The organism is Streptomyces sp. NPDC050988 (assembly GCF_044456225.1).
GTDB lineage: Bacteria > Actinomycetota > Actinomycetes > Streptomycetales > Streptomycetaceae > Streptomyces.
Window position 1 is genome coordinate 26,661 of sequence record NZ_JBITFQ010000027.1, and the last position, 21,821, is coordinate 48,481.

Annotated in this window: 35 protein-coding genes and 1 pseudogene; 35 read left to right on the forward strand and 1 reads right to left on the reverse strand. The window is 65.8% G+C overall.

What is annotated here, in order from left to right; translation table 11 throughout:
• Positions 1-17: 17 nt before the first annotated feature.
• On the reverse strand, positions 18-617 hold the full coding sequence (locus ACIBEI_RS37590; RefSeq protein WP_398895124.1) for a hypothetical protein: 600 nt from the start codon (positions 615-617) through the stop codon (positions 18-20).
• On the opposite strand from ACIBEI_RS37590, the gene ACIBEI_RS37595 reads away from it, so the two are divergent.
• From ACIBEI_RS37595 to ACIBEI_RS37765, 35 genes and pseudogenes are all read left to right on the forward strand, one after another.
• On the forward strand, positions 513-824 hold the full coding sequence (locus tag ACIBEI_RS37595; protein WP_398895118.1) for a YwqJ-related putative deaminase: 312 nt from the start codon (positions 513-515) through the stop codon (positions 822-824). The genes ACIBEI_RS37590 and ACIBEI_RS37595 overlap by 105 nt on opposite strands.
• 2 nt (positions 825-826) lie before the next feature.
• Positions 827-1,270, forward strand: coding sequence for an SUKH-3 domain-containing protein (locus ACIBEI_RS37600; RefSeq protein WP_398895007.1), 444 nt, complete (start codon positions 827-829; stop codon positions 1,268-1,270).
• Between the two features lie 419 nt (positions 1,271-1,689).
• Positions 1,690-2,079 carry a hypothetical protein gene (locus ACIBEI_RS37605; protein ID WP_398895009.1) on the forward strand — a complete coding sequence of 130 codons (390 nt, stop codon included), beginning with the start codon at positions 1,690-1,692 and terminating at the stop codon, positions 2,077-2,079.
• 367 nt (positions 2,080-2,446) lie between these two features.
• Positions 2,447-2,695 (forward strand): hypothetical protein, encoded by a 249-nt coding sequence (locus tag ACIBEI_RS37610; protein WP_398895010.1) that lies wholly within the window; start codon positions 2,447-2,449, stop codon positions 2,693-2,695.
• Positions 2,696-2,826: 131 nt separating this feature from the next.
• Positions 2,827-3,876 (forward strand): annotated as a pseudogene (locus tag ACIBEI_RS37615) (putative T7SS-secreted protein); the annotation flags it as partial.
• Between the two features lie 557 nt (positions 3,877-4,433).
• Complete coding sequence (locus ACIBEI_RS37620; protein WP_398895012.1) at positions 4,434-5,153, forward strand: hypothetical protein; 720 nt, start codon at positions 4,434-4,436, stop codon at positions 5,151-5,153.
• A 644-nt stretch (positions 5,154-5,797) separates the two neighbouring features.
• Positions 5,798-6,106: a 30S ribosomal protein S10 gene (rpsJ, locus tag ACIBEI_RS37625; RefSeq protein WP_003948644.1), complete on the forward strand. Its 309-nt coding sequence runs from the start codon at positions 5,798-5,800 to the stop codon at positions 6,104-6,106.
• A gap of 17 nt (positions 6,107-6,123) precedes the next feature.
• Positions 6,124-6,768, forward strand: coding sequence for a 50S ribosomal protein L3 (rplC, locus tag ACIBEI_RS37630; protein ID WP_055614929.1), 645 nt, complete (start codon positions 6,124-6,126; stop codon positions 6,766-6,768).
• A gap of 7 nt (positions 6,769-6,775) precedes the next feature.
• Complete coding sequence (rplD, locus tag ACIBEI_RS37635) at positions 6,776-7,441, forward strand: 50S ribosomal protein L4 (protein ID WP_266501021.1); 666 nt, start codon at positions 6,776-6,778, stop codon at positions 7,439-7,441.
• Positions 7,441-7,857 carry a 50S ribosomal protein L23 gene (gene rplW, locus ACIBEI_RS37640; protein WP_143642849.1) on the forward strand — a complete coding sequence of 139 codons (417 nt, stop codon included), beginning with the start codon at positions 7,441-7,443 and terminating at the stop codon, positions 7,855-7,857. The genes rplD and rplW overlap by 1 nt, the downstream gene beginning before the upstream one ends.
• Before the next feature lie 39 nt (positions 7,858-7,896).
• Positions 7,897-8,733 (forward strand): 50S ribosomal protein L2, encoded by an 837-nt coding sequence (gene rplB / locus ACIBEI_RS37645; protein WP_055614926.1) that lies wholly within the window; start codon positions 7,897-7,899, stop codon positions 8,731-8,733.
• Between the two features lie 12 nt (positions 8,734-8,745).
• Positions 8,746-9,027, forward strand: a complete 282-nt coding sequence (gene rpsS / locus ACIBEI_RS37650) for a 30S ribosomal protein S19 (protein WP_010986346.1) — start codon at positions 8,746-8,748, stop codon at positions 9,025-9,027.
• 42 nt (positions 9,028-9,069) lie between these two features.
• The gene (gene rplV, locus ACIBEI_RS37655) at positions 9,070-9,417 is read left to right on the forward strand and encodes a 50S ribosomal protein L22 (protein WP_006604878.1); all 348 of its coding nucleotides are present in this window, start codon (positions 9,070-9,072) and stop codon (positions 9,415-9,417) included.
• Positions 9,417-10,268: a 30S ribosomal protein S3 gene (gene rpsC, locus ACIBEI_RS37660; protein ID WP_266501026.1), complete on the forward strand. Its 852-nt coding sequence runs from the start codon at positions 9,417-9,419 to the stop codon at positions 10,266-10,268. Before rplV ends, rpsC begins: the two co-directional genes overlap by 1 nt.
• Before the next feature lie 5 nt (positions 10,269-10,273).
• Positions 10,274-10,693 carry a 50S ribosomal protein L16 gene (rplP, locus tag ACIBEI_RS37665; RefSeq protein ID WP_055614924.1) on the forward strand — a complete coding sequence of 140 codons (420 nt, stop codon included), beginning with the start codon at positions 10,274-10,276 and terminating at the stop codon, positions 10,691-10,693.
• On the forward strand, positions 10,693-10,917 hold the full coding sequence (gene rpmC, locus ACIBEI_RS37670; RefSeq protein ID WP_003998824.1) for a 50S ribosomal protein L29: 225 nt from the start codon (positions 10,693-10,695) through the stop codon (positions 10,915-10,917). Before rplP ends, rpmC begins: the two co-directional genes overlap by 1 nt.
• On the forward strand, positions 10,917-11,204 hold the full coding sequence (gene rpsQ, locus ACIBEI_RS37675) for a 30S ribosomal protein S17 (RefSeq protein ID WP_307539704.1): 288 nt from the start codon (positions 10,917-10,919) through the stop codon (positions 11,202-11,204). Before rpmC ends, rpsQ begins: the two co-directional genes overlap by 1 nt.
• 111 nt (positions 11,205-11,315) lie before the next feature.
• Positions 11,316-11,684 carry a 50S ribosomal protein L14 gene (gene rplN / locus ACIBEI_RS37680; protein WP_003992364.1) on the forward strand — a complete coding sequence of 123 codons (369 nt, stop codon included), beginning with the start codon at positions 11,316-11,318 and terminating at the stop codon, positions 11,682-11,684.
• Between the two features lie 2 nt (positions 11,685-11,686).
• Positions 11,687-12,010, forward strand: a complete 324-nt coding sequence (rplX, locus tag ACIBEI_RS37685) for a 50S ribosomal protein L24 (protein ID WP_055614922.1) — start codon at positions 11,687-11,689, stop codon at positions 12,008-12,010.
• A complete protein-coding gene (gene rplE, locus ACIBEI_RS37690; protein WP_010986351.1) occupies positions 12,010-12,567 on the forward strand; it encodes a 50S ribosomal protein L5 in 558 nt (185 codons plus the stop codon). Before rplX ends, rplE begins: the two co-directional genes overlap by 1 nt.
• Positions 12,568-12,572: 5 nt before the next feature.
• Complete coding sequence (locus tag ACIBEI_RS37695; RefSeq protein WP_003948630.1) at positions 12,573-12,758, forward strand: type Z 30S ribosomal protein S14; 186 nt, start codon at positions 12,573-12,575, stop codon at positions 12,756-12,758.
• A gap of 209 nt (positions 12,759-12,967) precedes the next feature.
• Positions 12,968-13,366, forward strand: a complete 399-nt coding sequence (gene rpsH / locus ACIBEI_RS37700) for a 30S ribosomal protein S8 (RefSeq protein WP_055614920.1) — start codon at positions 12,968-12,970, stop codon at positions 13,364-13,366.
• Positions 13,367-13,387: 21 nt separating this feature from the next.
• Positions 13,388-13,927, forward strand: coding sequence for a 50S ribosomal protein L6 (gene rplF / locus ACIBEI_RS37705; protein WP_143642847.1), 540 nt, complete (start codon positions 13,388-13,390; stop codon positions 13,925-13,927).
• 3 nt (positions 13,928-13,930) lie between these two features.
• Positions 13,931-14,311 (forward strand): 50S ribosomal protein L18, encoded by a 381-nt coding sequence (gene rplR / locus ACIBEI_RS37710; RefSeq protein ID WP_143642846.1) that lies wholly within the window; start codon positions 13,931-13,933, stop codon positions 14,309-14,311.
• 43 nt (positions 14,312-14,354) lie between these two features.
• Positions 14,355-14,957, forward strand: a complete 603-nt coding sequence (rpsE, locus tag ACIBEI_RS37715; protein ID WP_055513610.1) for a 30S ribosomal protein S5 — start codon at positions 14,355-14,357, stop codon at positions 14,955-14,957.
• Entirely contained in the window at positions 14,957-15,139 is a 183-nt protein-coding gene (rpmD, locus tag ACIBEI_RS37720) for a 50S ribosomal protein L30 (protein ID WP_006376032.1), read from the forward strand. The genes rpsE and rpmD overlap by 1 nt, the downstream gene beginning before the upstream one ends.
• A gap of 2 nt (positions 15,140-15,141) precedes the next feature.
• On the forward strand, positions 15,142-15,597 hold the full coding sequence (rplO, locus tag ACIBEI_RS37725; protein ID WP_043676833.1) for a 50S ribosomal protein L15: 456 nt from the start codon (positions 15,142-15,144) through the stop codon (positions 15,595-15,597).
• Positions 15,598-15,845: 248 nt separating this feature from the next.
• Positions 15,846-17,159 (forward strand): preprotein translocase subunit SecY, encoded by a 1,314-nt coding sequence (secY, locus tag ACIBEI_RS37730; RefSeq protein ID WP_143642845.1) that lies wholly within the window; start codon positions 15,846-15,848, stop codon positions 17,157-17,159.
• The gene (locus ACIBEI_RS37735; RefSeq protein WP_398895015.1) at positions 17,159-17,869 is read left to right on the forward strand and encodes an adenylate kinase; all 711 of its coding nucleotides are present in this window, start codon (positions 17,159-17,161) and stop codon (positions 17,867-17,869) included. Before secY ends, ACIBEI_RS37735 begins: the two co-directional genes overlap by 1 nt.
• Before the next feature lie 101 nt (positions 17,870-17,970).
• Positions 17,971-18,807, forward strand: coding sequence for a type I methionyl aminopeptidase (gene map / locus ACIBEI_RS37740; RefSeq protein WP_398895017.1), 837 nt, complete (start codon positions 17,971-17,973; stop codon positions 18,805-18,807).
• Between the two features lie 243 nt (positions 18,808-19,050).
• Positions 19,051-19,272: a translation initiation factor IF-1 gene (infA, locus tag ACIBEI_RS37745; protein ID WP_003948620.1), complete on the forward strand. Its 222-nt coding sequence runs from the start codon at positions 19,051-19,053 to the stop codon at positions 19,270-19,272.
• Positions 19,273-19,331: 59 nt separating this feature from the next.
• On the forward strand, positions 19,332-19,445 hold the full coding sequence (rpmJ, locus tag ACIBEI_RS37750) for a 50S ribosomal protein L36 (protein ID WP_003998809.1): 114 nt from the start codon (positions 19,332-19,334) through the stop codon (positions 19,443-19,445).
• Between the two features lie 195 nt (positions 19,446-19,640).
• Positions 19,641-20,021, forward strand: coding sequence for a 30S ribosomal protein S13 (gene rpsM / locus ACIBEI_RS37755; RefSeq protein ID WP_107022207.1), 381 nt, complete (start codon positions 19,641-19,643; stop codon positions 20,019-20,021).
• A gap of 69 nt (positions 20,022-20,090) precedes the next feature.
• Complete coding sequence (rpsK, locus tag ACIBEI_RS37760; protein WP_003956432.1) at positions 20,091-20,495, forward strand: 30S ribosomal protein S11; 405 nt, start codon at positions 20,091-20,093, stop codon at positions 20,493-20,495.
• Positions 20,496-20,643: 148 nt separating this feature from the next.
• Positions 20,644-21,666 (forward strand): DNA-directed RNA polymerase subunit alpha, encoded by a 1,023-nt coding sequence (locus ACIBEI_RS37765; protein WP_019055532.1) that lies wholly within the window; start codon positions 20,644-20,646, stop codon positions 21,664-21,666.
• The last annotated feature ends 155 nt before the right edge of the window (positions 21,667-21,821 follow it).

The following is a 21,821-nucleotide window of genomic DNA, read 5'->3' on the forward strand; positions in this document are numbered from 1 at the left end:
GGATCGTCCCCTTCATGCTAGGCGGCCTCCGAGAGATCGGATCGGCAGTCGCGGCAGCGGCCGGGGGCCGGGGCGCCGAAGGCGCGGTCGCAGCCGTCGCAGTTCTGGAGGGGGAGTGGGCGTACGGCTGCCCGGGTTGCCGGGGCTGTGGGGAGTGGGGGTGGGAGCAGTTCGGCGAGGCGGTGGGCCAGGAAGCCGGCCGGGTGGAGGAGGGGGACCTCGGGAAGGCCCGCCGTCAGGGTGCGGCGTACGGCTTCGGGGGCGGCACCGCGGTCCAGCCAGGCGGTGACGGCGGGGGCGAGGCGGCGTACGTCGCGCTCCGAGAGCAGCTCGCCCCTGGTCCCAACCCGCGTGCGTATGTGCCGAACCCGTTCGCCCAAGTGGACCCGCTCGGCCTTTCTCCTGCCTGCGAGACCGCTGCCCGGCAGGCTGCGCGCGATCGTGCGGACCTTGAACAGGCCCGGCCGGGCGCGAACAAACACACTAGACCGACGAGCGCGGCCGGACTCTCGGTGCCCGGGCACGAGCCGCCGTTCAACGGTGCGAGCATCAAGGGCGGTGGAGACCATGACCTGCATCCGGATGTGCAGGCTGCCTACGACAGGGTGCCGGAGCATCTGAGGCCTACTGGGAACCAGAATGGGCGTTGCGGTGAGGCGGAAGCGCTGTCGGACGCCATGAAAGCGGGCGTCAATCCGCGAGGTGGAGTGATGGCCGCCGTGGAGGTACGGGCGGAGGGGAACCCGAAGCACGGTCTACCGAAGCCTCCCTGTGGTTCATGTGAACAAGTTCTTGAAGAATTCGGCGTTACGGCGGTGGTCTAGGGATGATTGACGAAAATTCGCAGCGGTGGTCCGCGGAGACTGATCGTGTACTGCGTGCGATCGGGTGGTATCCCGGCCGCACTGTTTCCACCACGGAGTGGGAAAGCATCTTGCACGAGCACGGAGGCTTCACGATCCACGATGCCGCACGACGGTTCCTCACCGAATTCGGGGGACTGGCGAGCGAGGAGCGAGGGCCGGGCAAGACGATGGCCCGGATGGGGTTCCGGCTCGACCCGCTCGCAGCTGAGTGGGACGACGAGATCTACGACGTGCTGAGTGAGGAAGCGGGGGCCTACCTCTATCCCATCGGCGAGGCCGACCGAGGGAACAGCTACCTGGGTATCGCTCCGAACGGGGCCGTCTACGCCGGCAGGGAGAACGTCACTCTGCTCGCGGACAACGCAGACAAAGCACTCGAGAAGCTCATCGAGGGAGTCCGGTAGGCGTGGCTGAAGGGTCAAGGCTGATCACCTATGACGGCGGACCGGCATCCGCTGGTGAGTTTTCGTACCGCGGCGCGGACCAACGGTCGGCTGACCCCGAGCTGTACTCCGCGCTACGAGCGGAGGGGATCAAGAGCATTGCCGAGTACGCCATCAAGGACACTTTGACCCTGAGCGAGAGGCGTCAGCCGATGGAGTCTGACGCATTGAAGGGGCGGACGGCTCCCGTGTTTCCGTGACCGGTTCGCGGCGGTTCCTCGCCGAGTTCGGAGGACTTGAGCTCCGCCTCGGCCGACCGCGGAGAAAAGGCACTCGAGAAACTCATTGAGGGGCGAAAGTAGCCGAGATGGTGCTTTGGAATTCGGGAGGAGGCGGATGAGTAACACTTTCAATACCGTCTTCGGAGTCCCCTCGGCGGCTTGGCCGCAGATCTGACGGTGGGACATCGCACCCCTGATGCGGATGCGGATGCGGATGACGGGTTCAGCATGCAGATCCATCGCAACGTATGGCTGGCGCATCCCGCCGGCATCAACTGGCGTGACGCCGCATGGCTTTCCTTCGGACTCTCAGCGCACTCCTCCGACCTGTCCTCCGCACACCCTGGCGGCCTGCTCGTCGAGGTGGCCGCGCTCGCCTTCCCTCTCGTTCATTTCCGGTCCGAGGTGTCAGCCTTGGCGATGGACGGCTGGGTGCGCACGGAGTTCGATCTCCCCGATCGTGGTTTCCGTGCCGCTTTCGACAGCGGGACTGGTACATATCGGTTCCACTGGGGAGGATATTCCGACCCCTTTTCTGATGAAACCTGACGCCTGTCCCGAGCGCGGCGAATCGCCTCTCGGTACAGCGCGTCATCTGTGGAAACGCAGGCCGGTGCGCGAGCCCCGGGACTGGCTGACGCCGTAGAGAGGCGGGGCACGTGTCGACAGGTGATGGCGCGGCCGAGAGCGTCCTGATGGAGGGCGTGCTCCGTCGAGCGTGCGGACGTACTCCCGGTCCGGCTCCCTTCCGGACGCTGCTGGGCCGGCGCCAGAACGGCTGCAGACCGCCGTGTCGAGGTGCGGTGGATCGGAGTGCTCATGGATGGGCCTCTCCTCTACCGGACCGGACCGGGGCGAGGCGCAGGTAGCCACACTTGGCAAACAGGCCGCTGATCACCGAACTGACACGGTCGATGTGACCAGTACCGGAGTTGACCAGCCGCGGCACCGGACACTGCTGTACTTCACCGCCGCGGCGTCCGAAGCCCCGTGGCCGGCAGCCGAGTTGGCCACCTGCCTCGCCCCGACGGGCGGCTGGTACACCGACTTCCACACCGCGACAGACACCTTCGTGGTCTTCGCGGACAAGGTCTCCGCCACCCACGGGGTCAGGCCGAAGGCCGTCGCGATCCCAGAGTCACGGACGCTCCCTCGGAGTCCCTGAACAGCAACTCGACTGGCAGGCCTGACCTCGGTAGCCGAACTGTCCTTGCACGCGAGGCACCCCGACGCCTAGTAAATTCGCTGCTGCGTACGGTTTCGTACGTACGGGGCAGTTGTGACGGGGGTTGAGGCGTGGCGGGTTATCGGCCGACGGACTGGCATGTCCTCGATCTGGAGAAGGATCCGACGCCGGGGGATCCGGTCCGGGTGAAGTCGCTGGCCAAGAGCCTGCACGACTTCGCGGACGATGTGCAGGACGCTCTGCGTCTCGTCAAAGGGATGGCGGAGGAAGACGCCGTCCTGACGATGGTGGGCAAGACCGCCGAGGTGTTCCGGGACGAGTTCTCCGGCGTGCCGAAGAACCTGAAGAAGCTGAAGAGGTCGTACGACCTGGCCGGGGACGCGCTGGCCGCGTACTGGCCCGAACTCGAACGCGCCCAGGCTCTTGCCGACAAGGCCCTCGCCCAGGGGCGTGAAGCCCAGGCCGATCTCTCCTCGGCCAAGTCCCGTCTCTCCTCGGCCGATTCGTGGGTGACCCGGGCCAACAAGGAAGCGGACAAGTACAAGGACGACCCGACATCAGCGGGCAAGGACGTGCCCAAGCCGGACGAGGCCAAGGTCCGTGCCGCCACCCGTGACGCGCAGAGTGCCAAGGACGCCCACACCTCCGCCCAGTCCGACGTCACCACCGCGCAGAACGCCCTCGATGCCGCGAAGAAGATGGCCGCGGACGCGCGCAAGATGCGCGAGGACGCCGCCGGCGATGCCAAGCGGAAACTCGACGAAGCCTCCGACGCCGGTATTCAGAACCGTAAGTGGTATGAGGAGGTCGGGGACTGGTTCGTCGACAACTGGGACACCATCGTCGCCGTGTGCAAGGTCGTCGTCGCCGTCCTCGGGATCATCGCCCTGATTATCGGTGGGCCCATTCTCGGCGCGATCGTGCTCATCGCCGCTCTCGTCGTCCTGGCCGACACCCTCAACAAATACATGAAGGGGCAGGCGTCCCTGTGGGATGTGGCCTTCGCCGCGTTGGACTGCATCCCGGGCATGAAGGGCCTCACCACCCTCGGCGGACTCGCCAAGGGGCTCAAGGGCCTCCGGACCATGAACGGGCTCAAGGCCGGGCTCAAGGGCATGTCCGAGGGCGTTCGCGGCATGAGCGGCGTCTTCAAGGGCGGAGCCCGCATGCCGGGTGGCCAGATCCCTTACCGGGCGCTGTCCCCGAAGGCCAGGCAGCTCACCAGAGCGCTGGAGAACGGGCACATACCCATCCGGCCCGGCGAGGTGAATGTCTCCCATCTCTCCGAACTCCAGAGCTTCCACGGGGTCGAGCACGCCATCATCCAGAATCCGGCGGGAGACCTGCGTCTCTTCCGGGGGACGGAGCGGACGAGTTCCATTCCACGGGATCTCAGGGGACAGGACTACGATTTTATCGCCCATACACACCCGGAGGACCGAATTCCCGGACCGCCCAACCGGATAGAAGAGGCGCGGGGAATTCCCAACAGTATGTCGCGGGACCTGGAATACAAAGCGTCGGATCATATGGAAGTGGTCGTCAGCAGGGACGGAAATCTGAGATTTTTCGACGGTGCGGGAATCCGTGAGCTGCCGCAGGGAACATATCCTGAGGGTGGTCCGGTGAATCCATTGGGGTTCATCGTTCCCGTGCGAATGGGATGACCGATGTGTACACCTTGGCATGAACCGCGCCGCGGAAAGGGAAAGATGTAATGAGTAGTGAACACGCTTCGTGTGTCTTCTGCGGGGAATTCGTCCTGCACATCCCCGGGTGGGCCAGCAGTGTTCCTTCGTACCGCCTAATGCGGGCGACCTGGCAGGAGGACCACGCGTTCGTGGTCGGGTCGCTCCACTTCTCCTGTCTGCGCGCCTCGCCCGCCCGGTCGGAGTTCGCCGCCGAGTTCGCGCAGATCGCGACAGGACACGGCAGGGAGATCACGTATCAGGCCGCCGGCGAGACCCAGACCCTGATCCAGCCCGGTCTCGGCTACGTCGAGCAGCTCTTCCGGGGTGACGAATGCGCCATCCATCGCAGTGACACCCGGGACAGCTGGCTCGTGCAGGAGTTCGCCGGGCCCTGGTACGTGCTGGACCGGCCCCAGTTGGAGGGCATCGCGCAAGGGAAGCAGCCTCGTCTCGACCCCGGTGTGGAGCGGATCGTGCTCCCGCGTGAGCCGATGGCGAATCTCGCCGATGCCACGCTTGTCGAACTCCTGGACAGCCTCGGCGTCACGGACCGGTATCCGGGCCTCGCGGCGGGGGAGCCGGAGTACGAGTTCTGGAAGTACTTCGCCCCGAAGCGCGTACTGGAGTACGCGGTGATCGCGACCCCGCCCCTGCCGGCGGAGGCGGCCGAGTTCCTGCGTGGCTACGCCCCGGGCTATCAGCCGATCGACTTCGACGCACTCGAACGCGACGAGCCCCGGGGCTGAGAAGCTGGGGGGGGCTGAGAAGCTGGACGACGCGGGCCGGGGGGGGCAGGCCCGCCGACCGCGATCGGCCGCGAGCGACCGCGAGCGTGTCGCGAGTGCGGGACGGCAGCGAGACCTGGCGGCGGGAGATCGTCCAAGCGGCCGGCGGTGGCGGTCGGCCGTGTGGCGGCTCGCGGCCGGCGGCCCCGTGGAGGGCGCCCGCCCCGCTCCCCCTGCGAGCCTGTGTTTGACCTGCGTCACCCTGGGGGTATTCTCTCCGGCTCGATTGGCCAGCCGTATGCCCCGTATGGCAGACTGTCGGGGTTGCTCGGTTGAGTGCCGATGCTGCGCGCCTCCCGCCGGGAGGACCGGAAGCGAGTCCCACAGTACTCGTCGCCCCAACTGCCGTAAGGCAGCGCTGGAGCGGACGTACGGGAATCTTCCGGGAAGTGTCAGCGGGGTGCCGGCCAGGCGCCCGGTGGGTGTTCAGCCCCCGGTCCAGCGGTTGTCCTTTGGGCTCGGCCGCGTCCCTCGGTAGGGAAAATCCACTCGTGGATATCTCTGTCAGCAGGAGCGCGACACGCCCGACCGCGTGGGTCGGAGGCAAGGGACGCGAACCCCCGGGTTCCAGAGCGTTAAACGAGACTAAGGACTACTGAGTAGCCATGGCGGGACAGAAGATCCGCATCCGGCTCAAGGCCTACGACCACGAGGTCATCGACAGCTCGGCGAAGAAGATCGTCGAGACGGTGACGCGAACTGGTGCGTCGGTCGCGGGCCCGGTGCCGCTGCCCACTGAGAAGAACGTGTACTGCGTCATCAAGTCGCCGCACAAGTACAAGGACTCGCGCGAGCACTTCGAGATGCGCACGCACAAGCGCCTGATCGACATCCTCGACCCGACGCCCAAGACCGTTGACTCCCTGATGCGACTCGACCTCCCGGCCGGTGTCGACATCGAGATCAAGCTCTAGGGGCCGGTGATCTGAGAATGGCTAAGCAGATCAAGGGCATCCTGGGCGAGAAGCTCGGCATGACGCAGGTGTGGGACGAGAACAACCGTGTTGTTCCCGTGACGGTCGTCAAGGCCTCCCCCAACGTCGTCACCCAGGTCCGTACGAACGACTCCGACGGCTACGAAGCGGTCCAGATCGCCTTCGGCGAGATCGACCCGCGCAAGGTGAACAAGCCCCTCAAGGGTCACTTCGCCAAGGCCGACGTCACCCCCCGCCGCCACCTCGTCGAGATCCGCACCGCGGACGCCTCCGAGTACACGCTGGGTCAGGAGATCTCCGCGGAGGTCTTCGAGGCCGGCGTGAAGGTGGACGTGACCGGCAAGAGCAAGGGCAAGGGCTTCGCCGGTGTCATGAAGCGTCACAACTTCAAGGGCCTCGGCGCCGGTCACGGCACCCAGCGCAAGCACCGCTCTCCCGGCTCCATCGGTGGCTGTGCCACCCCGGGCCGTGTGTTCAAGGGCCTCCGCATGGCGGGTCGTATGGGCAACGAGCGGGTCACCACCCAGAACCTGACCGTCCACGCCGTTGACGCGGAGAAGGGTCTGCTGCTCATCAAGGGCGCGGTTCCCGGTCCGAACGGCGGCCTCGTCCTGGTCCGCACCGCGGCCAAGGGGGCCTGAGGTAACGATGAGCACTGTTGACATCCTTTCGCCGGCAGGCGACAAGACCGGGACGGTCGAGCTCCCCGCGGAGATCTTCGACGTCGAGAAGATCAGCATTCCGCTGATCCACCAGGTCGTCGTCGCTCAGCTGGCCGCTGCCCGCCAGGGCACGCACAAGACCAAGACCCGTGGCGAGGTTCGCGGTGGCGGCAAGAAGCCGTACCGCCAGAAGGGCACCGGCCGCGCCCGTCAGGGCTCGACCCGCGCGCCCCAGTTCGCCGGTGGTGGCGTCGTGCACGGTCCCGTGCCGCGTGACTACTCGCAGCGGACCCCGAAGAAGATGAAGGCCGCGGCCCTGCGCCACGCCCTCACCGACCGGGCCCGCAACGCTCGCATCCACGTCGTCACCGGCGTGGTCGACGGCGAGATCTCCACGAAGGCCGCGAAGTCCCTGCTGGGCAAGATCAGCGAGCGCAAGAACGTGCTCCTGGTCATCTCCCGCGAGGACGAGCAGGGCCTGCTCTCCGCACGCAACCTGCCCCAGGTGCACATCCTGGACCCGGGCCAGCTGAACACGTACGACGTTCTCGTCTCGGACGACGTGGTCTTCACCCAGGCCGCCTTCGAGTCCTTCGTGTCCGGCGCGCCCTCCGCAGAGCGGAACGCTGACACCGAAGGGAGCGAAGCCTGATGGCTACGCGTCACCCGAGCATCGCCTCGAAGGCCGCCAAGGCCAAGAAGGTCGCGCGCGTCGCCAAGGCGAAGCGCCACGCCACCGAGGGCAAGAACACCGTCGAGACCCCGCTGAGCAAGTCCTTCACGGATCCCCGTGACGTGCTCCTCAAGCCGGTCGTCTCGGAGAAGAGCTACGCGCTGCTCGACGAGGGCAAGTACACCTTCATCGTCGCGCCCGGCTCCAACAAGACGCAGATCAAGGAGGCCGTCCAGGCGGTCTTCTCGGTCAAGGTCACCGGGGTCAACACGATCAACCGTCAGGGCAAGCGCAAGCGCACCCGCACCGGCTTCGGCAAGCGTGCGGACAGCAAGCGCGCGATCGTGACCCTCGCTGAGGGCGACCGTATCGACATCTTCGGCCAGGCCTCCTAACGGAGCGCCCTGGTCCGAATATCGGACGAGGACTGAGAAATGGGAATCCGCAAGTACAAGCCGACTACGCCGGGCCGTCGTGGCTCCAGCGTCGCCGACTTCGTCGAGGTCACGCGGTCCACGCCGGAGAAGTCGCTGGTTCGCCCGCTGCACAGCAAGGGCGGCCGTAACAATTCCGGTCGTGTGACCGTTCGCCACCAGGGTGGTGGACACAAGCGCGCCTACCGTGTCATCGACTTCCGTCGCCATGACAAGGACGGCGTGCCGGCGAAGGTCGCGCACATCGAGTACGACCCCAACCGCACCGCGCGCATCGCGCTGCTTCACTACGCGGACGGCGAGAAGCGCTACATCCTCGCCCCCCGCAACCTGTCGCAGGGCGACCGCGTCGAGAACGGTCCCGGGGCCGACATCAAGCCGGGCAACAACCTGGCCCTCCGCAACATCCCGGTCGGTACCACGATCCACGCGATCGAGCTCCGTCCCGGTGGCGGTGCCAAGTTCGCCCGCTCCGCCGGTGCCTCCGTGCAGCTGCTCGCGAAGGAGGGCCAGATGGCCCACCTGCGCATGCCGTCCGGAGAGATCCGCCTGGTCGACGTGCGCTGCCGCGCCACCGTCGGCGAGGTCGGCAACGCCGAGCAGTCGAACATCAACTGGGGCAAGGCCGGCCGCAAGCGCTGGCTGGGCGTCCGCCCGACCGTTCGCGGTGTGGCGATGAACCCGGTTGACCACCCGCACGGTGGTGGTGAGGGCAAGACCTCCGGTGGTCGCCACCCGGTCTCGCCGTGGGGTCAGAAGGAGGGTCGTACTCGTTCGCCGAAGAAGGCTTCGAACAAGTACATCGTCCGCCGCCGCAAGACGAACAAGAAGCGCTAGGAGCGGGTTTAGATGCCGCGCAGTCTCAAGAAGGGGCCCTTCGTCGACGACCACCTGATCAAGAAGGTGGACGCACAGAACGAAGCCGGTTCCAAGAACGTCATCAAGACCTGGTCCCGTCGCTCGATGATCATCCCGGCCATGCTCGGCCACACGATCGCGGTGCACAACGGCAAGACCCACATTCCGGTGTTTGTCACCGAGTCGATGGTCGGCCACAAGCTCGGCGAGTTCTCGCCGACGCGCACCTTCCGGGGTCACGTCAAGGACGACCGGAAGTCGAAGCGCCGCTAACGCGGGGTGGAATCGACCATGACAGACACTGGAAGGACAACCATGGAAGCCAGGGCCCAGGCGCGGTACATCCGCGTTACGCCCATGAAGGCCCGCCGCGTGGTGGACCTTATCCGTGGCATGGATGCCACGGAGGCTCAGGCGGTCCTGCGTTTCGCCCCGCAGGCCGCGAGCGTGCCGGTCGGCAAGGTGCTTGACAGCGCCATTGCCAACGCCGCACACAACTACGACCACACCGACGCCGGCAGCCTTGTCATCTCCGAGGCCTACGTCGACGAGGGCCCGACCCTGAAGCGGTTCCGTCCGCGTGCCCAGGGCCGTGCCTACCGGATCCGCAAGCGGACCAGCCACATCACCGTGGTCGTCAGCAGCAAGGAAGGAACCCGGTAATGGGCCAGAAGGTTAACCCGCATGGGTTCCGGCTCGGCATCACCACGGACTTCAAGTCCCGTTGGTACGCCGACAAGCTGTACAAGGACTACGTCAAGGAAGACGTCGCCATCCGTCGGATGATGACGTCCGGCATGGAGCGCGCCGGCATCTCGAAGGTTGAGATCGAGCGCACCCGTGACCGCGTCCGTGTGGACATCCACACCGCGCGCCCGGGCATCGTCATCGGCCGTCGTGGCGCCGAGGCCGACCGCATCCGCGGCGACCTCGAGAAGCTGACCGGCAAGCAGGTCCAGCTGAACATCCTTGAGGTCAAGAGCCCGGAGACGGACGCTCAGCTGGTGGCCCAGGCCGTCGCCGAGCAGCTGTCCTCCCGCGTCTCCTTCCGTCGTGCCATGCGCAAGAGCATGCAGGGCACGATGAAGGCCGGCGCCAAGGGCATCAAGATCCAGTGTGGTGGCCGTCTCGGCGGCGCCGAGATGTCCCGCTCGGAGTTCTACCGCGAGGGCCGTGTGCCCCTGCACACGCTCCGCGCGAACGTCGACTACGGCTTCTTCGAGGCCAAGACGACCTTCGGCCGTATCGGCGTGAAGGTCTGGATCTACAAGGGCGACGTCAAGAACATCGCCGAGGTCCGCGCCGAGAACGCCGCTGCCCGTGCGGGTAACCGCCCGGCCCGTGGTGGCGGCCCGGGCGGCGACCGTCCGGCCCGTGGCGGTGGCCGCGGTGGCGAGCGTGGCGGCCGCGGCCGCAAGCCGCAGCAGCAGTCCGCGCCGGCTGCCGAGGCCCCCAAGGCCGAGGCTCCCGCCGCCGCTGCCGCTCCGGCTGAGAGCACCGGAACGGAGGCCTGACCGAAATGCTGATCCCCCGTAGGGTCAAGCACCGCAAGCAGCACCACCCCAAGCGCCGTGGTCAGGCCAAGGGTGGTACGGAGGTTTCGTTCGGCGAGTACGGCATTCAGGCCCTCACGCCGGCGTACGTGACGAACCGCCAGATCGAGGCGGCTCGTATCGCGATGACCCGTCACATCAAGCGTGGCGGCAAGGTCTGGATCAACATCTACCCGGACCGCCCGCTGACCAAGAAGCCCGCCGAGACCCGCATGGGTTCCGGTAAGGGTTCCCCCGAGTGGTGGGTCGCGAACGTGCACCCGGGCCGGGTCATGTTCGAGCTGTCCTACCCCAACGAGAAGATCGCCCGTGAGGCCCTCACTCGCGCAGCCCACAAGCTGCCGATGAAGTGCCGGATCGTCAAGCGCGAGGCAGGTGAAGCGTGATGTCGGCCGGTACCAAGGCGTCCGAGCTGCGCGAACTGGGTGACGAGGAGCTTCTCGCGAAGCTCCGCGAAGCCAAGGAAGAGCTGTTCAACCTCCGCTTCCAGGCGGCGACCGGTCAGCTCGAGAACCACGGTCGGCTGAAGGCCGTCCGCAAGGACATCGCGCGGATCTACACCCTGATGCGTGAGCGCGAGCTGGGCATCGAGACGGTGGAGAGCGCCTGATGAGCGAGAGCAACGTGACTGAAGAGACCAAGACGAGCCGCGGTTTCCGCAAGACCCGTGAGGGTCTGGTCGTCAGCGACAAGATGGACAAGACCGTCGTCGTCGCCGTCGAGGACCGCGTCAAGCACGCGCTGTACGGCAAGGTCATCCGCCGTACGAACAAGCTCAAGGCCCACGACGAGCAGAACGCCGCGGGCGTCGGCGACCGGGTTGTCATCATGGAGACCCGGCCGCTGTCCGCGACGAAGCGCTGGCGCATCGTCGAGATCCTCGAGAAGGCCAAGTAAGTCTCCTGCGGGGCACCCCCCGCAGGACAGTTCCGCCAGGCTCGGCAGGGGTCCGAATCCCGTACAGGACAAGGCCCCTGCCGGGAACCGGCAGACAATCAGGAGATAGACGTGATCCAGCAGGAGTCGCGACTGCGTGTCGCCGACAACACTGGTGCGAAGGAGATCCTTTGCATCCGTGTGCTCGGTGGCTCCGGTCGCCGCTACGCGGGCATCGGTGACGTGATCGTCGCCACCGTCAAGGACGCGATCCCCGGCGGCAACGTGAAGAAGGGTGACGTCATCAAGGCGGTCATCGTTCGCACCGTCAAGGAGCGCCGCCGTCCGGACGGCTCGTACATCCGCTTCGACGAGAACGCCGCCGTCATTCTGAAGAACGACGGCGACCCTCGCGGCACCCGCATCTTCGGCCCGGTGGGCCGGGAGCTGCGCGAGAAGAAGTTCATGAAGATCATCTCGCTCGCGCCGGAGGTGCTGTAAGCATGAAGATCAAGAAGGGCGACCTGGTACAGGTCATCACCGGTAAGGACAAGGGCAAGCAGGGCAAGGTCATCGCGGCCTACCCCCGCGAGGACCGCGTCCTGGTCGAGGGTGTCAACCGGGTCAAGAAGCACACCAAGGCCGGCCCGACCGCTCGCGGTTCGCAGGCCGGTGGCATCGTCACGACCGAGGCGCCCGTCCACGTCTCCAACGTCCAGCTGGTCGTTGAGAAGGACGGCAACAAGGTCGTCACGCGTGTCGGTTACCGCTTCGACGACGAGGGCAACAAGGTTCGCGTTGCCAAGCGGACGGGTGAGGACATCTGATGGCTACCACCACGACTCCGCGTCTCAAGACGAAGTACCGCGAGGAGATCGCGGGCAAGCTGCAGGAAGAGTTCTCCTACGAGAACGTCATGCAGACCCCGGGTCTCGTCAAGATCGTGGTCAACATGGGTGTGGGCGACGCCGCCCGCGACTCCAAGCTGATCGACGGCGCGATTCGCGACCTCACCACGATCACCGGTCAGAAGCCGGCCGTCACCAAGGCCCGTAAGTCCATCGCGCAGTTCAAGCTGCGTGAGGGCCAGCCGATCGGTGCCCACGTCACGCTCCGTGGCGACCGCATGTGGGAGTTCCTGGACCGCACCCTGTCGCTCGCGCTGCCGCGCATCCGCGACTTCCGTGGTCTGTCCCCCAAGCAGTTCGACGGCCGTGGCAACTACACCTTCGGTCTCACGGAGCAGGTCATGTTCCACGAGATCGACCAGGACAAGATCGACCGCGTCCGGGGTATGGACATCACCGTGGTCACCACGGCGACCAACGACGCCGAAGGCCGTGCCCTTCTCCGTCACCTCGGCTTCCCCTTCAAGGAGGCGTAAGCGAGATGGCGAAGAAGGCTCTGATTGCCAAGGCTGCTCGTAAGCCCAAGTTCGGCGTACGTGGCTACACGCGCTGCCAGCGCTGCGGCCGTCCGCACTCCGTGTACCGCAAGTTCGGCCTCTGCCGTGTGTGCCTTCGTGAGATGGCTCACCGTGGCGAGCTGCCGGGCGTGACCAAGAGCTCCTGGTAGTCCCGTACTTCGGGATTCCGGAAGCTCTCGGTAAGTAAAGGGCGATGTCGGGCGCCCACCCCTCCATGGCTTAGGCTAGGAGGGTTGGGCGCCTGGACGCCCGTACGACTTACTACGCCGTAGGTCCCCGCACCGCACCCGTCCCGCCACTGAGTGGGGAGAGGGATGGCGCACTGGAAACCCCGGCGAGAGAGGCCGAAGGCCAATTCATGACCATGACTGATCCCATCGCAGACATGCTTACTCGTCTGCGTAACGCGAACTCGGCGTACCACGACGATGTCGCGATGCCGCACAGCAAGATCAAGTCTCACATCGCGGAGATCCTCCAGCAGGAGGGCTTCATCACCGGCTGGAAGGTCGAGGACGCCGAGGTCGGCAAGAAGCTCGTCCTCGAGCTGAAGTTCGGCCCGAACCGTGAGCGCTCCATCGCGGGCATCAAGCGGATCTCGAAGCCGGGTCTGCGTGTGTACGCGAAGTCCACCTCCCTGCCCAAGGTGCTCGGTGGCCTCGGCGTGGCGATCATCTCCACGTCGCACGGTCTCCTCACCGACAAGCAGGCCGGCAAGAAGGGCGTAGGCGGAGAAGTCCTCGCCTACGTCTGGTAGCGGAAGGGAACGGAAGAAGCTATGTCGCGTATTGGCAAGCTCCCCATCACGGTTCCCGCCGGCGTGGACGTCACCATCGACGGCCGTACGGTTTCGGTGAAGGGCCCCAAGGGCTCCCTCTCCCACACCGTCGCGGCGCCGATCGAGATCGCTAAGGGTGAGGACGGCATTCTCAATGTCACCCGCCCGAACGACGAGCGTCAGAACAAGGCCCTGCACGGCCTGTCCCGCACGCTGGTGGCGAACATGATCACCGGCGTGACCACGGGTTACGTGAAGAAGCTCGAAATCAGCGGTGTCGGTTACCGAGTCCTGGCGAAGGGTTCCAACCTGGAGTTCTCGCTCGGCTACAGCCACTCGATCACTGTCGAGGCCCCCGAGGGCATCACCTTCAAGGTCGAGAACCCCACGCGGTTCTCGGTCGAGGGCATCGACAAGCAGAAGGTCGGAGAGGTTGCGGCCAACATCCGCAAGCTGCGCAAGCCCGACCCGTACAAGGCCAAGGGCGTCAAGTACGAGGGCGAAGTCATCCGCCGCAAGGTCGGAAAGGCGGGTAAGTAAGCCATGGCATACGGTACGAAGATCGCTAAGGGCGACGCTTACAAGCGTGCTGCCATCAAGCGGCGCCACATCCGGATCCGTAAGAAGGTCAACGGAACGGCTGAGCGTCCTCGCCTGGTCGTGACGCGCTCGAACCGCCACATCGTGGCCCAGGTCATCGACGACATCAAGGGTCACACCCTGGCGTCGGCGTCGACCCTGGACACGTCGATCCGTGGCGAGGGCGAGAAGTCGGCGCAGGCCGGCAAGGTCGGCGCTCTTGTCGCCGAGCGTGCCAAGGCCGCCGGTGTCGAGGCTGTCGTATTCGACCGTGGTGGCAACCAGTACGCCGGGCGCATCGCTGCCCTGGCGGACGCCGCCCGCGAGGCCGGACTCAAGTTCTGAGTCTCGGTTCCGTAGCTAGCGGAAACAGAGAGAGGTAATTCCAATGGCTGGACCCCAGCGCCGCGGAAGCGGTGCCGGTGGCGGCGAGCGGCGGGACCGGAAGGGCCGTGACGGCGGCGCTGCTGCCGAGAAGACCGCGTACGTTGAGCGCGTTGTCGCGATCAACCGCGTCGCCAAGGTTGTGAAGGGTGGTCGTCGCTTCAGCTTCACTGCGCTCGTCGTAGTGGGCGACGGTGACGGCACCGTGGGTGTCGGTTACGGCAAGGCCAAGGAGGTGCCGGCCGCCATCGCCAAGGGTGTTGAGGAGGCCAAGAAGCACTTCTTCAAGGTCCCCCGTATCCAGGGCACCATCCCGCACCCGATCACGGGCGAGAAGGCCGCGGGCGTCGTCCTGCTCAAGCCTGCTTCCCCCGGTACCGGCGTTATCGCCGGTGGCCCGGTGCGTGCTGTCCTCGAGTGCGCCGGCGTCCACGACATCCTGTCGAAGTCGCTCGGCTCGTCCAACGCGATCAACATCGTGCACGCGACCGTGGCGGCCCTCAAGGGCCTGCAGCGTCCCGAGGAGATCGCGGCCCGCCGCGGTCTGCCCCTCGAGGACGTCGCCCCCGCGGCTCTGCTTCGTGCGCGTGCGGGAGCGGGTGCGTAATGGCTCGCCTCAAGGTCACGCAGACGAAGTCGTACATCGGCAGCAAGCAGAACCACCGTGACACTCTGCGGTCCCTTGGTCTCAAGGGGATCAACACCGTGGTCGTCAAGGAGGACCGCCCCGAGTTCCGCGGAATGGTGCACACCGTCCGCCACCTCGTGACGGTTGAGGAGGTCGACTGATCATGGCGGAGAACAACCCGCTCAAGATCCACAACCTCCGTCCCGCCCCGGGCGCCAAGACCGCCAAGACCCGTGTGGGTCGTGGTGAGGCGTCGAAGGGTAAGACGGCTGGACGTGGTACCAAGGGCACGAAGGCCCGTTACCAGGTTCCGGAGCGCTTCGAGGGTGGCCAGATGCCCCTCCACATGCGTCTCCCGAAGCTCAAGGGCTTCCGGAACCCGTTCAAGACCGAGTACCAGGTCGTGAACCTCGACAAGCTGGCGTCGCTGTACCCGGAGGGTGGCGAGGTCACCGTCGAGGGGCTCGTCGCCAACGGGGCGGTTCGCAAGAACAGCCTCGTCAAGGTCCTCGGCCAGGGCGAGATCTCCGTGGCGCTGCAGGTGACGGTCGACGCCGTCTCCGGCTCCGCCAAGGAGAAGATCACCGCCGCCGGCGGTACCGTCACCGAGCTCGTCTGAAATCACCAGGCGTCTCGATGACTTGAGCGATCCCGACCGGGGGTGCCCCACAAAAGGGGCATCCCCGGTTGGTCGTTCCTAGGGGAGCGGTGTCGCCGGTAAGGTGGCCTGCACTGCTAATTTCCGCCCGGTGTGACCTCTGGGAACTCAGAGCGGTTCTTAACTGTTAGTCAGCTGTCCGTTACTTATTCGTCGAACCTCAAGACCGTCACCTCTGACGCACTTGCGCGGGGGTCGCAGGAGGCACCGTGCTCACCGCGTTCGCCCGGGCGTTCAAGACGCCCGACCTGCGCAAGAAGCTGCTCTTCACGCTCGGCATCATCGTGGTCTATCGGGTTGGTACGCACATCCCGATCCCCGGTGTCGACTACAAGAACGTCCAGATCTGTATCGACGACGCGAGCCAGAACACGGGCCTGTTCGGTCTGGTCAACATGTTCAGCGGTGGCGCCCTGCTGCAGATCACGATCTTCGCGCTGGGCATCATGCCGTACATCACGGCGAGCATCATTCTGCAGCTGTTGACCGTGGTGATCCCGCGTCTGGAGGCCCTCAAGAAGGAGGGTCAGGCCGGTACGGCGAAGATCACGCAGTACACCCGTTATCTGACGGTGGCCCTGGCCATCCTGCAGGGCACCGGCCTGGTGGCCACCGCCCGCAGTGGTGCACTGTTCACCAGCTGCCCGGTCGCGAACCAGATCGTGCCCGACCAGTCGATCTTCGTCACGATCACGATGGTCATCACGATGACCGCCGGTACGGCCGTCGTCATGTGGCTCGGTGAGCTCATCACCGACCGCGGCATCGGCAACGGCATGTCGATCCTGATGTTCATCTCGATCGCCGCGACCTTCCCGTCCGCGCTGTGGGCCATCAAGGTGCAGGGCAACCTCGCGGGCGGCTGGATCGAGTTCGGCACCGTGATCGCGGTCGGTCTCGTCATGGTCGGTCTGGTCGTCTTCGTGGAGCAGGCTCAGCGCCGCATTCCCGTCCAGTACGCGAAGCGAATGATCGGTCGCCGGTCCTACGGCGGCACGTCCACGTACATCCCGCTGAAGGTCAACCAGGCCGGCATCATCCCTGTGATCTTTGCCTCGTCGCTGCTCTACATCCCGGCGCTGATCGCTCAGTTCGCAGGTGGGACGTCCGGCTGGAAGACCTGGATCGAACAGAACCTCACCAAGGGTGACCACCCGATCTACATCAGCACGTACTTCTTGCTGATCGTGTTCTTCGCCTTCTTCTACGTGGCTATCTCGTTCAACCCCGAGGAAGTCGCGGACAACATGAAGAAGTATGGTGGCTTCATCCCGGGCATCCGGGCCGGCCGTCCGACCGCTGAGTACCTGGGATACGTACTCAACCGGATCACCTGGCCGGGTTCGCTGTACCTGGGTCTGATCGCTCTCGTACCGACGATGGCGTTGGTTGGTTTCGGGGCAAACCAGAACTTCCCGTTCGGCGGTACCAGCATCCTCATCATCGTGGGTGTGGGTCTGGAGACGGTGAAGCAGATCGAGAGCCAGCTCCAGCAGCGCAATTACGAAGGGTTCCTCCGCTGATGCGTATCGTCCTCGTCGGGCCGCCCGGTGCGGGCAAGGGAACGCAGGCCGCGTTCCTCGCCCAGAACCTGTCGATCCCGCACATCTCCACGGGCGACCTCTTCCGTGCGAACATCAGCCAGCAGACGGAACTCGGCAAACTGGCGAAGTCGTACATGGACGAGGGAAACCTTGTGCCGGACGAGGTCACGATCGCCATGGCCAGGGACCGCATGGAGCAGCCGGACGCCGCGAACGGCTTCCTGCTCGACGGCTTCCCGCGGAACGTCTCGCAGGCCGAGGCGCTCGACCAGGCGCTCAAGGCCGACGCTGTGGAGCTGGACGCGGTGCTCGACCTGGAGGTCCCCGAGGACGAGGTGGTCAAGCGCATCGCCGGCCGCCGCATCTGCCGCAGGGATTCGAGTCACGTCTTCCACGTGACGTACAGCCCTCCGAAGAAGGCGGACGTCTGTGACGCCTGCGGCGGCGAGCTGTACCAGCGCGACGACGACACCGAGGAGACCGTCCGCAAGCGCCTGGAGGTCTACCACACGCAGACCGAGCCGATCATCGACTACTACCGGGCCCAGGGCCTGGTCGTGACGATCTCGGCGCTCGGCAAGGTGGACGACGTCACCAAGCGCGCGATGGACGCCCTCGACCGCCAGGTCGAGGACAAGGACCAGAGCGACGAGGACAAGAGCGACAGCGAGGGCGGCGACGACAAGTAGTCGTCCTGGCTGGTTCGGCCGCGGTGCCCTTGTGGGGCGCCGCGGCCGTACTGTTGTGTACGTAACCGAGCAGGCAGAGAAGACGGAGAGCGCGGGCCCTCATGGTGCAGATCAAGACCCCCGAGCAGATCGCCAAGATGCGTGAGGCGGGCCTGGTCGTCGCCGCCGTCCACAGGGCGACACGGGACGCGGCGGTGCCCGGGGCCACGACGAAGGACCTGGACGAGGTCGCCCGCAAGGTGCTGGCCGAGCACGGCGCCAAGTCGAACTTCCTGGGGTACGGCGGGTTCCCCGCGACGATCTGCACCTCGGCGAACGAGGTCGTCGTGCATGGCATCCCGAGCGACGACGTCGTGCTCAAGGACGGCGACATCATCTCCATCGACGCCGGCGCCATCGTCGACGGCTGGCACGGGGACGCCGCCTTCACCGCCTTCGTCGGTTCCGGTCACGCTCCGGAGCTCATCGAGCTGTCCCGGGTGACCGAGGAGTCGATGTGGGCCGGGATCGCGGCCATGAAGCTGGGGAACCGGCTCGTCGACGTCTCCCGCGCCATCGAGACGTACATCCGGCGGCAGCCGAAGCCCGGCGGCGGCAAGTACGGGATCGTCGAGGACTACGGCGGCCACGGCATCGGCACCGAGATGCACATGGATCCGCATCTGCTGAACTACGTGGAGCGGCGGCGGGGCAAGGGGCCGAAGCTCGTTCCCGGGTTCTGCCTTGCCATTGAGCCCATGGTTTCGCTGGGTACGCCGAAGACCGAGGTGCTGTCCGACGACTGGACGGTCATCACTACGGACGGTACGTGGTCGTCCCACTGGGAGCACTCTGTCGCTCTGACCGAGGGTGGTCCGCTTGTGCTTACCGCTCCCGACGGGGGTAAGGCGAAGCTGGCCGAGTATGGGATCACGGCTGCGCCTGATCCCTTGGGGTGAGTTCGCTCTCTAGGGGTGAGCTGGTGTGTGTGTCGCGGCTGCGGGCCCGTGGGGGCTGGTCGCGCAGTTCCCCGCGCCCCTGAGCGCCCCCTGCTGCTTAGGGATCTTCCAAGCGGGGCAGGCTATCTCGATTCGTCTTTCCGAGGGCCCTGGCGTAGACTGACTCGTCGGCTCTCGTGCATCTGCATGTCTGCGTGCAGTAAGTGCGGGGTCGATCAAGGTAGTCGATTCGAAGGGCGAAGCGTGGCCAAGAAGCAAGGTGCCATCGAGATCGAGGGCACTGTCGTCGAGTCTCTTCCGAACGCCATGTTCAAGGTCGAGCTCCAGAACGGCCACCAGGTCCTGGCACACATCAGCGGCAAGATGCGCATGCACTACATCCGCATCCTCCCTGACGACCGGGTCGTGGTGGAGTTGTCTCCGTACGACCTGACCCGTGGCCGGATCGTCTACCGGTACAAGTAGATCTTGCCTGTGTCCCGTATTCCGCGGGGCGGTGGCACTGACCCGGAGAACCTCACCCAATGAAGGTCAAGCCGAGCGTCAAGAAGATCTGCGACAAGTGCAGGGTGATCCGCCGTCACGGCCGGGTCATGGTCATCTGCGAAAACCCGCGGCACAAGCAGCGCCAGGGCTGACGCACGACCGAACCTTCTGCACCCGCAGAGCTTCGCGCGACGCAAGTAGTTACATGTTCATACGCAGAGCCCGGATCCGCTGTTCGCAGGGATTCCGATACCCCCGGTCGGAGGCCGGGGACCCAGTTCGTACCTCATACGGCGGCTGGGAGCCGGTTTTGCGGAAGACCTCCGAACGACAACTGGAGCCATTGAATGGCACGCGTTTCCGGTGTTGACATCCCGCGCGAAAAGCGCGTGGAGGTTGCCCTCACCTACGTGTTCGGCATCGGCCGGACCCTCTCGCAGAAGACGCTGGCCGACACCGGCGTCAACCCCAACACCCGCGTTCGTGACCTCTCCGAGGAGGAGCTGGTCAGGATCCGCGAGTACGTGGACAACAACTTCAAGACCGAGGGTGACCTCCGCCGTGAGGTTCAGGCCGACATTCGCCGCAAGGTCGAGATCGGCTGCTACCAGGGTCTGCGCCACCGTCGTGGCCTGCCCGTCCACGGTCAGCGCACCAGCACGAACGCTCGTACCCGCAAGGGCCCGCGTCGCGCCATCGCCGGCAAGAAGAAGCCGGGCAAGAAGTAGTCCGCAGCGGACAACGCTTCATCAGCGGTCTTCGCTGTAGGACCGACCACCTCCCCGTAGGAGTTATAGATGCCCCCCAAGGGTCGTCAGGGCGCTGCCAAGAAGGTGCGCCGCAAGGAAAAGAAGAACGTCGCTCACGGTCACGCGCACATCAAGAGCACGTTCAACAACACGATCGTCTCGATCACGGACCCCTCGGGCAACGTGATCTCCTGGGCCTCCGCCGGCCACGTCGGCTTCAAGGGCTCGCGCAAGTCCACCCCCTTCGCCGCGCAGATGGCCGCCGAGTCGGCCGCCCGCCGCGCGCAGGAGCACGGCATGCGCAAGGTCGACGTCTTCGTCAAGGGCCCGGGTTCGGGTCGCGAGACGGCCATCCGTTCGCTGCAGGCGACCGGTCTTGAGGTCGGCTCCATCCAGGACGTGACGCCCACGCCGCACAACGGCTGCCGTCCGCCCAAGCGCCGTCGCGTCTGACGCACGGTTGTCTTGATTTTTCTGGGGTCCGGGCGGTATGGCCTTTCGGGGCCGTGCCGCCCGTACCCTTGTAGCTGTAACACAACGGGCTACCGCCCGGTGGCAAGGGCATCAAATAGTGGGTGCCCCTGACTGAAGGATTCACTTCATGCTGATCGCTCAGCGTCCCTCGTTGACCGAAGAGGTCGTCGACGAGTTCCGCTCCCGGTTCGTGATCGAGCCGCTGGAGCCGGGCTTCGGCTACACCCTCGGCAACTCGCTCCGCCGGACTCTTCTCTCCTCGATCCCCGGTGCGGCTGTCACCAGCATCCGCATCGACGGTGTCCTGCACGAGTTCACCACCGTGCCGGGCGTCAAGGAAGACGTCACCGACCTGATCCTCAACATCAAGCAGCTCGTCGTGAGCAGTGAGCACGACGAGCCGGTCGTGATGTACCTGCGCAAGCAGGGTCCGGGTCTGGTCACCGCCGCCGACATCGCGCCCCCGGCCGGTGTCGAGGTCCACAACCCCGACCTGGTCCTCGCCACGCTCAACGGCAAGGGCAAGCTGGAGATGGAGCTGACGGTCGAGCGTGGCCGTGGCTACGTCTCCGCCGTGCAGAACAAGCAGGTCGGTCAGGAGATCGGTCGTATTCCGGTCGACTCGATCTACTCGCCCGTTCTGAAGGTCACGTACAAGGTCGAGGCGACGCGTGTCGAGCAGCGCACCGACTTCGACAAGCTGATCGTCGACGTCGAGACCAAGCAGGCCATGCGTCCGCGTGACGCCATGGCGTCGGCCGGCAAGACCCTGGTCGAGCTGTTCGGTCTGGCCCGCGAGCTCAACATCGATGCCGAGGGCATCGACATGGGTCCGTCCCCGACGGATGCCGCGCTCGCCGCCGACCTGGCTCTGCCGATCGAGGAGCTTGAGCTCACCGTTCGGTCGTACAACTGCCTCAAGCGCGAGGGCATCCACTCCGTGGGTGAGCTCGTGGCTCGGTCCGAGGCGGATCTGCTCGACATCCGTAACTTCGGTGCGAAGTCGATCGACGAGGTCAAGGCGAAGCTTGCCGGGATGGGCCTGGCCCTGAAGGACAGCCCGCCCGGATTCGACCCGACCGCCGCGGCCGACGCCTTTGGCGCGGACGACGACGTGGATGCCGGGTTCGTGGAGACCGAGCAGTACTAACAGCTCGGGCTCGATGGTCCATACTCGGGTGCGGGTGCGCTGTGGCTTGTCGCGCAGTTCCCCGCGCCCCTTCCGGGAGCGCCCCTTCGGGGCAGCTCCCGGATCTCCGACAGGCGATCGCCTGCTCGGACACTGACCTCGGTACCTGATACGGC

Bases quoted from the DNA above. Each gene is read 5' to 3' on its own strand.
- rplE (WP_010986351.1), top strand. From the start codon at position 12,010: ATGGCTACCACCACGACTCCGCGTCTCAAGACGAAGTACCGCGAGGAG.
- ACIBEI_RS37735 (WP_398895015.1), top strand. From the start codon at position 17,159: ATGCGTATCGTCCTCGTCGGGCCGCCCGGTGCGGGCAAGGGAACGCAG.
- ACIBEI_RS37765 (WP_019055532.1), top strand. From the start codon at position 20,644: ATGCTGATCGCTCAGCGTCCCTCGTTGACCGAAGAGGTCGTCGACGAG.
- rpsC (WP_266501026.1), top strand. From the start codon at position 9,417: ATGGGCCAGAAGGTTAACCCGCATGGGTTCCGGCTCGGCATCACCACG.
- map (WP_398895017.1), top strand. From the start codon at position 17,971: ATGGTGCAGATCAAGACCCCCGAGCAGATCGCCAAGATGCGTGAGGCG.
- rpsH (WP_055614920.1), top strand. From the start codon at position 12,968: ATGACCATGACTGATCCCATCGCAGACATGCTTACTCGTCTGCGTAAC.
- rplB (WP_055614926.1), top strand. From the start codon at position 7,897: ATGGGAATCCGCAAGTACAAGCCGACTACGCCGGGCCGTCGTGGCTCC.
- ACIBEI_RS37620 (WP_398895012.1), top strand. From the start codon at position 4,434: ATGAGTAGTGAACACGCTTCGTGTGTCTTCTGCGGGGAATTCGTCCTG.
- rplP (WP_055614924.1), top strand. From the start codon at position 10,274: ATGCTGATCCCCCGTAGGGTCAAGCACCGCAAGCAGCACCACCCCAAG.
- rplR (WP_143642846.1), top strand. From the start codon at position 13,931: ATGGCATACGGTACGAAGATCGCTAAGGGCGACGCTTACAAGCGTGCT.
- rpsE (WP_055513610.1), top strand. From the start codon at position 14,355: ATGGCTGGACCCCAGCGCCGCGGAAGCGGTGCCGGTGGCGGCGAGCGG.
- rpsK (WP_003956432.1), top strand. From the start codon at position 20,091: ATGCCCCCCAAGGGTCGTCAGGGCGCTGCCAAGAAGGTGCGCCGCAAG.
- rpmD (WP_006376032.1), top strand. From the start codon at position 14,957: ATGGCTCGCCTCAAGGTCACGCAGACGAAGTCGTACATCGGCAGCAAG.
- rpsJ (WP_003948644.1), top strand. From the start codon at position 5,798: ATGGCGGGACAGAAGATCCGCATCCGGCTCAAGGCCTACGACCACGAG.
- ACIBEI_RS37590 (WP_398895124.1), bottom strand. From the start codon at position 617: ATGCTCCGGCACCCTGTCGTAGGCAGCCTGCACATCCGGATGCAGGTC.
- rpmC (WP_003998824.1), top strand. From the start codon at position 10,693: ATGTCGGCCGGTACCAAGGCGTCCGAGCTGCGCGAACTGGGTGACGAG.
- rplD (WP_266501021.1), top strand. From the start codon at position 6,776: ATGAGCACTGTTGACATCCTTTCGCCGGCAGGCGACAAGACCGGGACG.
- rpsM (WP_107022207.1), top strand. From the start codon at position 19,641: ATGGCACGCGTTTCCGGTGTTGACATCCCGCGCGAAAAGCGCGTGGAG.
- rpsS (WP_010986346.1), top strand. From the start codon at position 8,746: ATGCCGCGCAGTCTCAAGAAGGGGCCCTTCGTCGACGACCACCTGATC.
- rplC (WP_055614929.1), top strand. From the start codon at position 6,124: ATGGCTAAGCAGATCAAGGGCATCCTGGGCGAGAAGCTCGGCATGACG.
- rpmJ (WP_003998809.1), top strand. From the start codon at position 19,332: ATGAAGGTCAAGCCGAGCGTCAAGAAGATCTGCGACAAGTGCAGGGTG.
- rplF (WP_143642847.1), top strand. From the start codon at position 13,388: ATGTCGCGTATTGGCAAGCTCCCCATCACGGTTCCCGCCGGCGTGGAC.
- rplW (WP_143642849.1), top strand. From the start codon at position 7,441: ATGGCTACGCGTCACCCGAGCATCGCCTCGAAGGCCGCCAAGGCCAAG.
- ACIBEI_RS37600 (WP_398895007.1), top strand. From the start codon at position 827: ATGATTGACGAAAATTCGCAGCGGTGGTCCGCGGAGACTGATCGTGTA.
- ACIBEI_RS37695 (WP_003948630.1), top strand. From the start codon at position 12,573: ATGGCGAAGAAGGCTCTGATTGCCAAGGCTGCTCGTAAGCCCAAGTTC.
- rplX (WP_055614922.1), top strand. From the start codon at position 11,687: ATGAAGATCAAGAAGGGCGACCTGGTACAGGTCATCACCGGTAAGGAC.
- rplV (WP_006604878.1), top strand. From the start codon at position 9,070: ATGGAAGCCAGGGCCCAGGCGCGGTACATCCGCGTTACGCCCATGAAG.
- rplO (WP_043676833.1), top strand. From the start codon at position 15,142: ATGGCGGAGAACAACCCGCTCAAGATCCACAACCTCCGTCCCGCCCCG.
- rpsQ (WP_307539704.1), top strand. From the start codon at position 10,917: ATGAGCGAGAGCAACGTGACTGAAGAGACCAAGACGAGCCGCGGTTTC.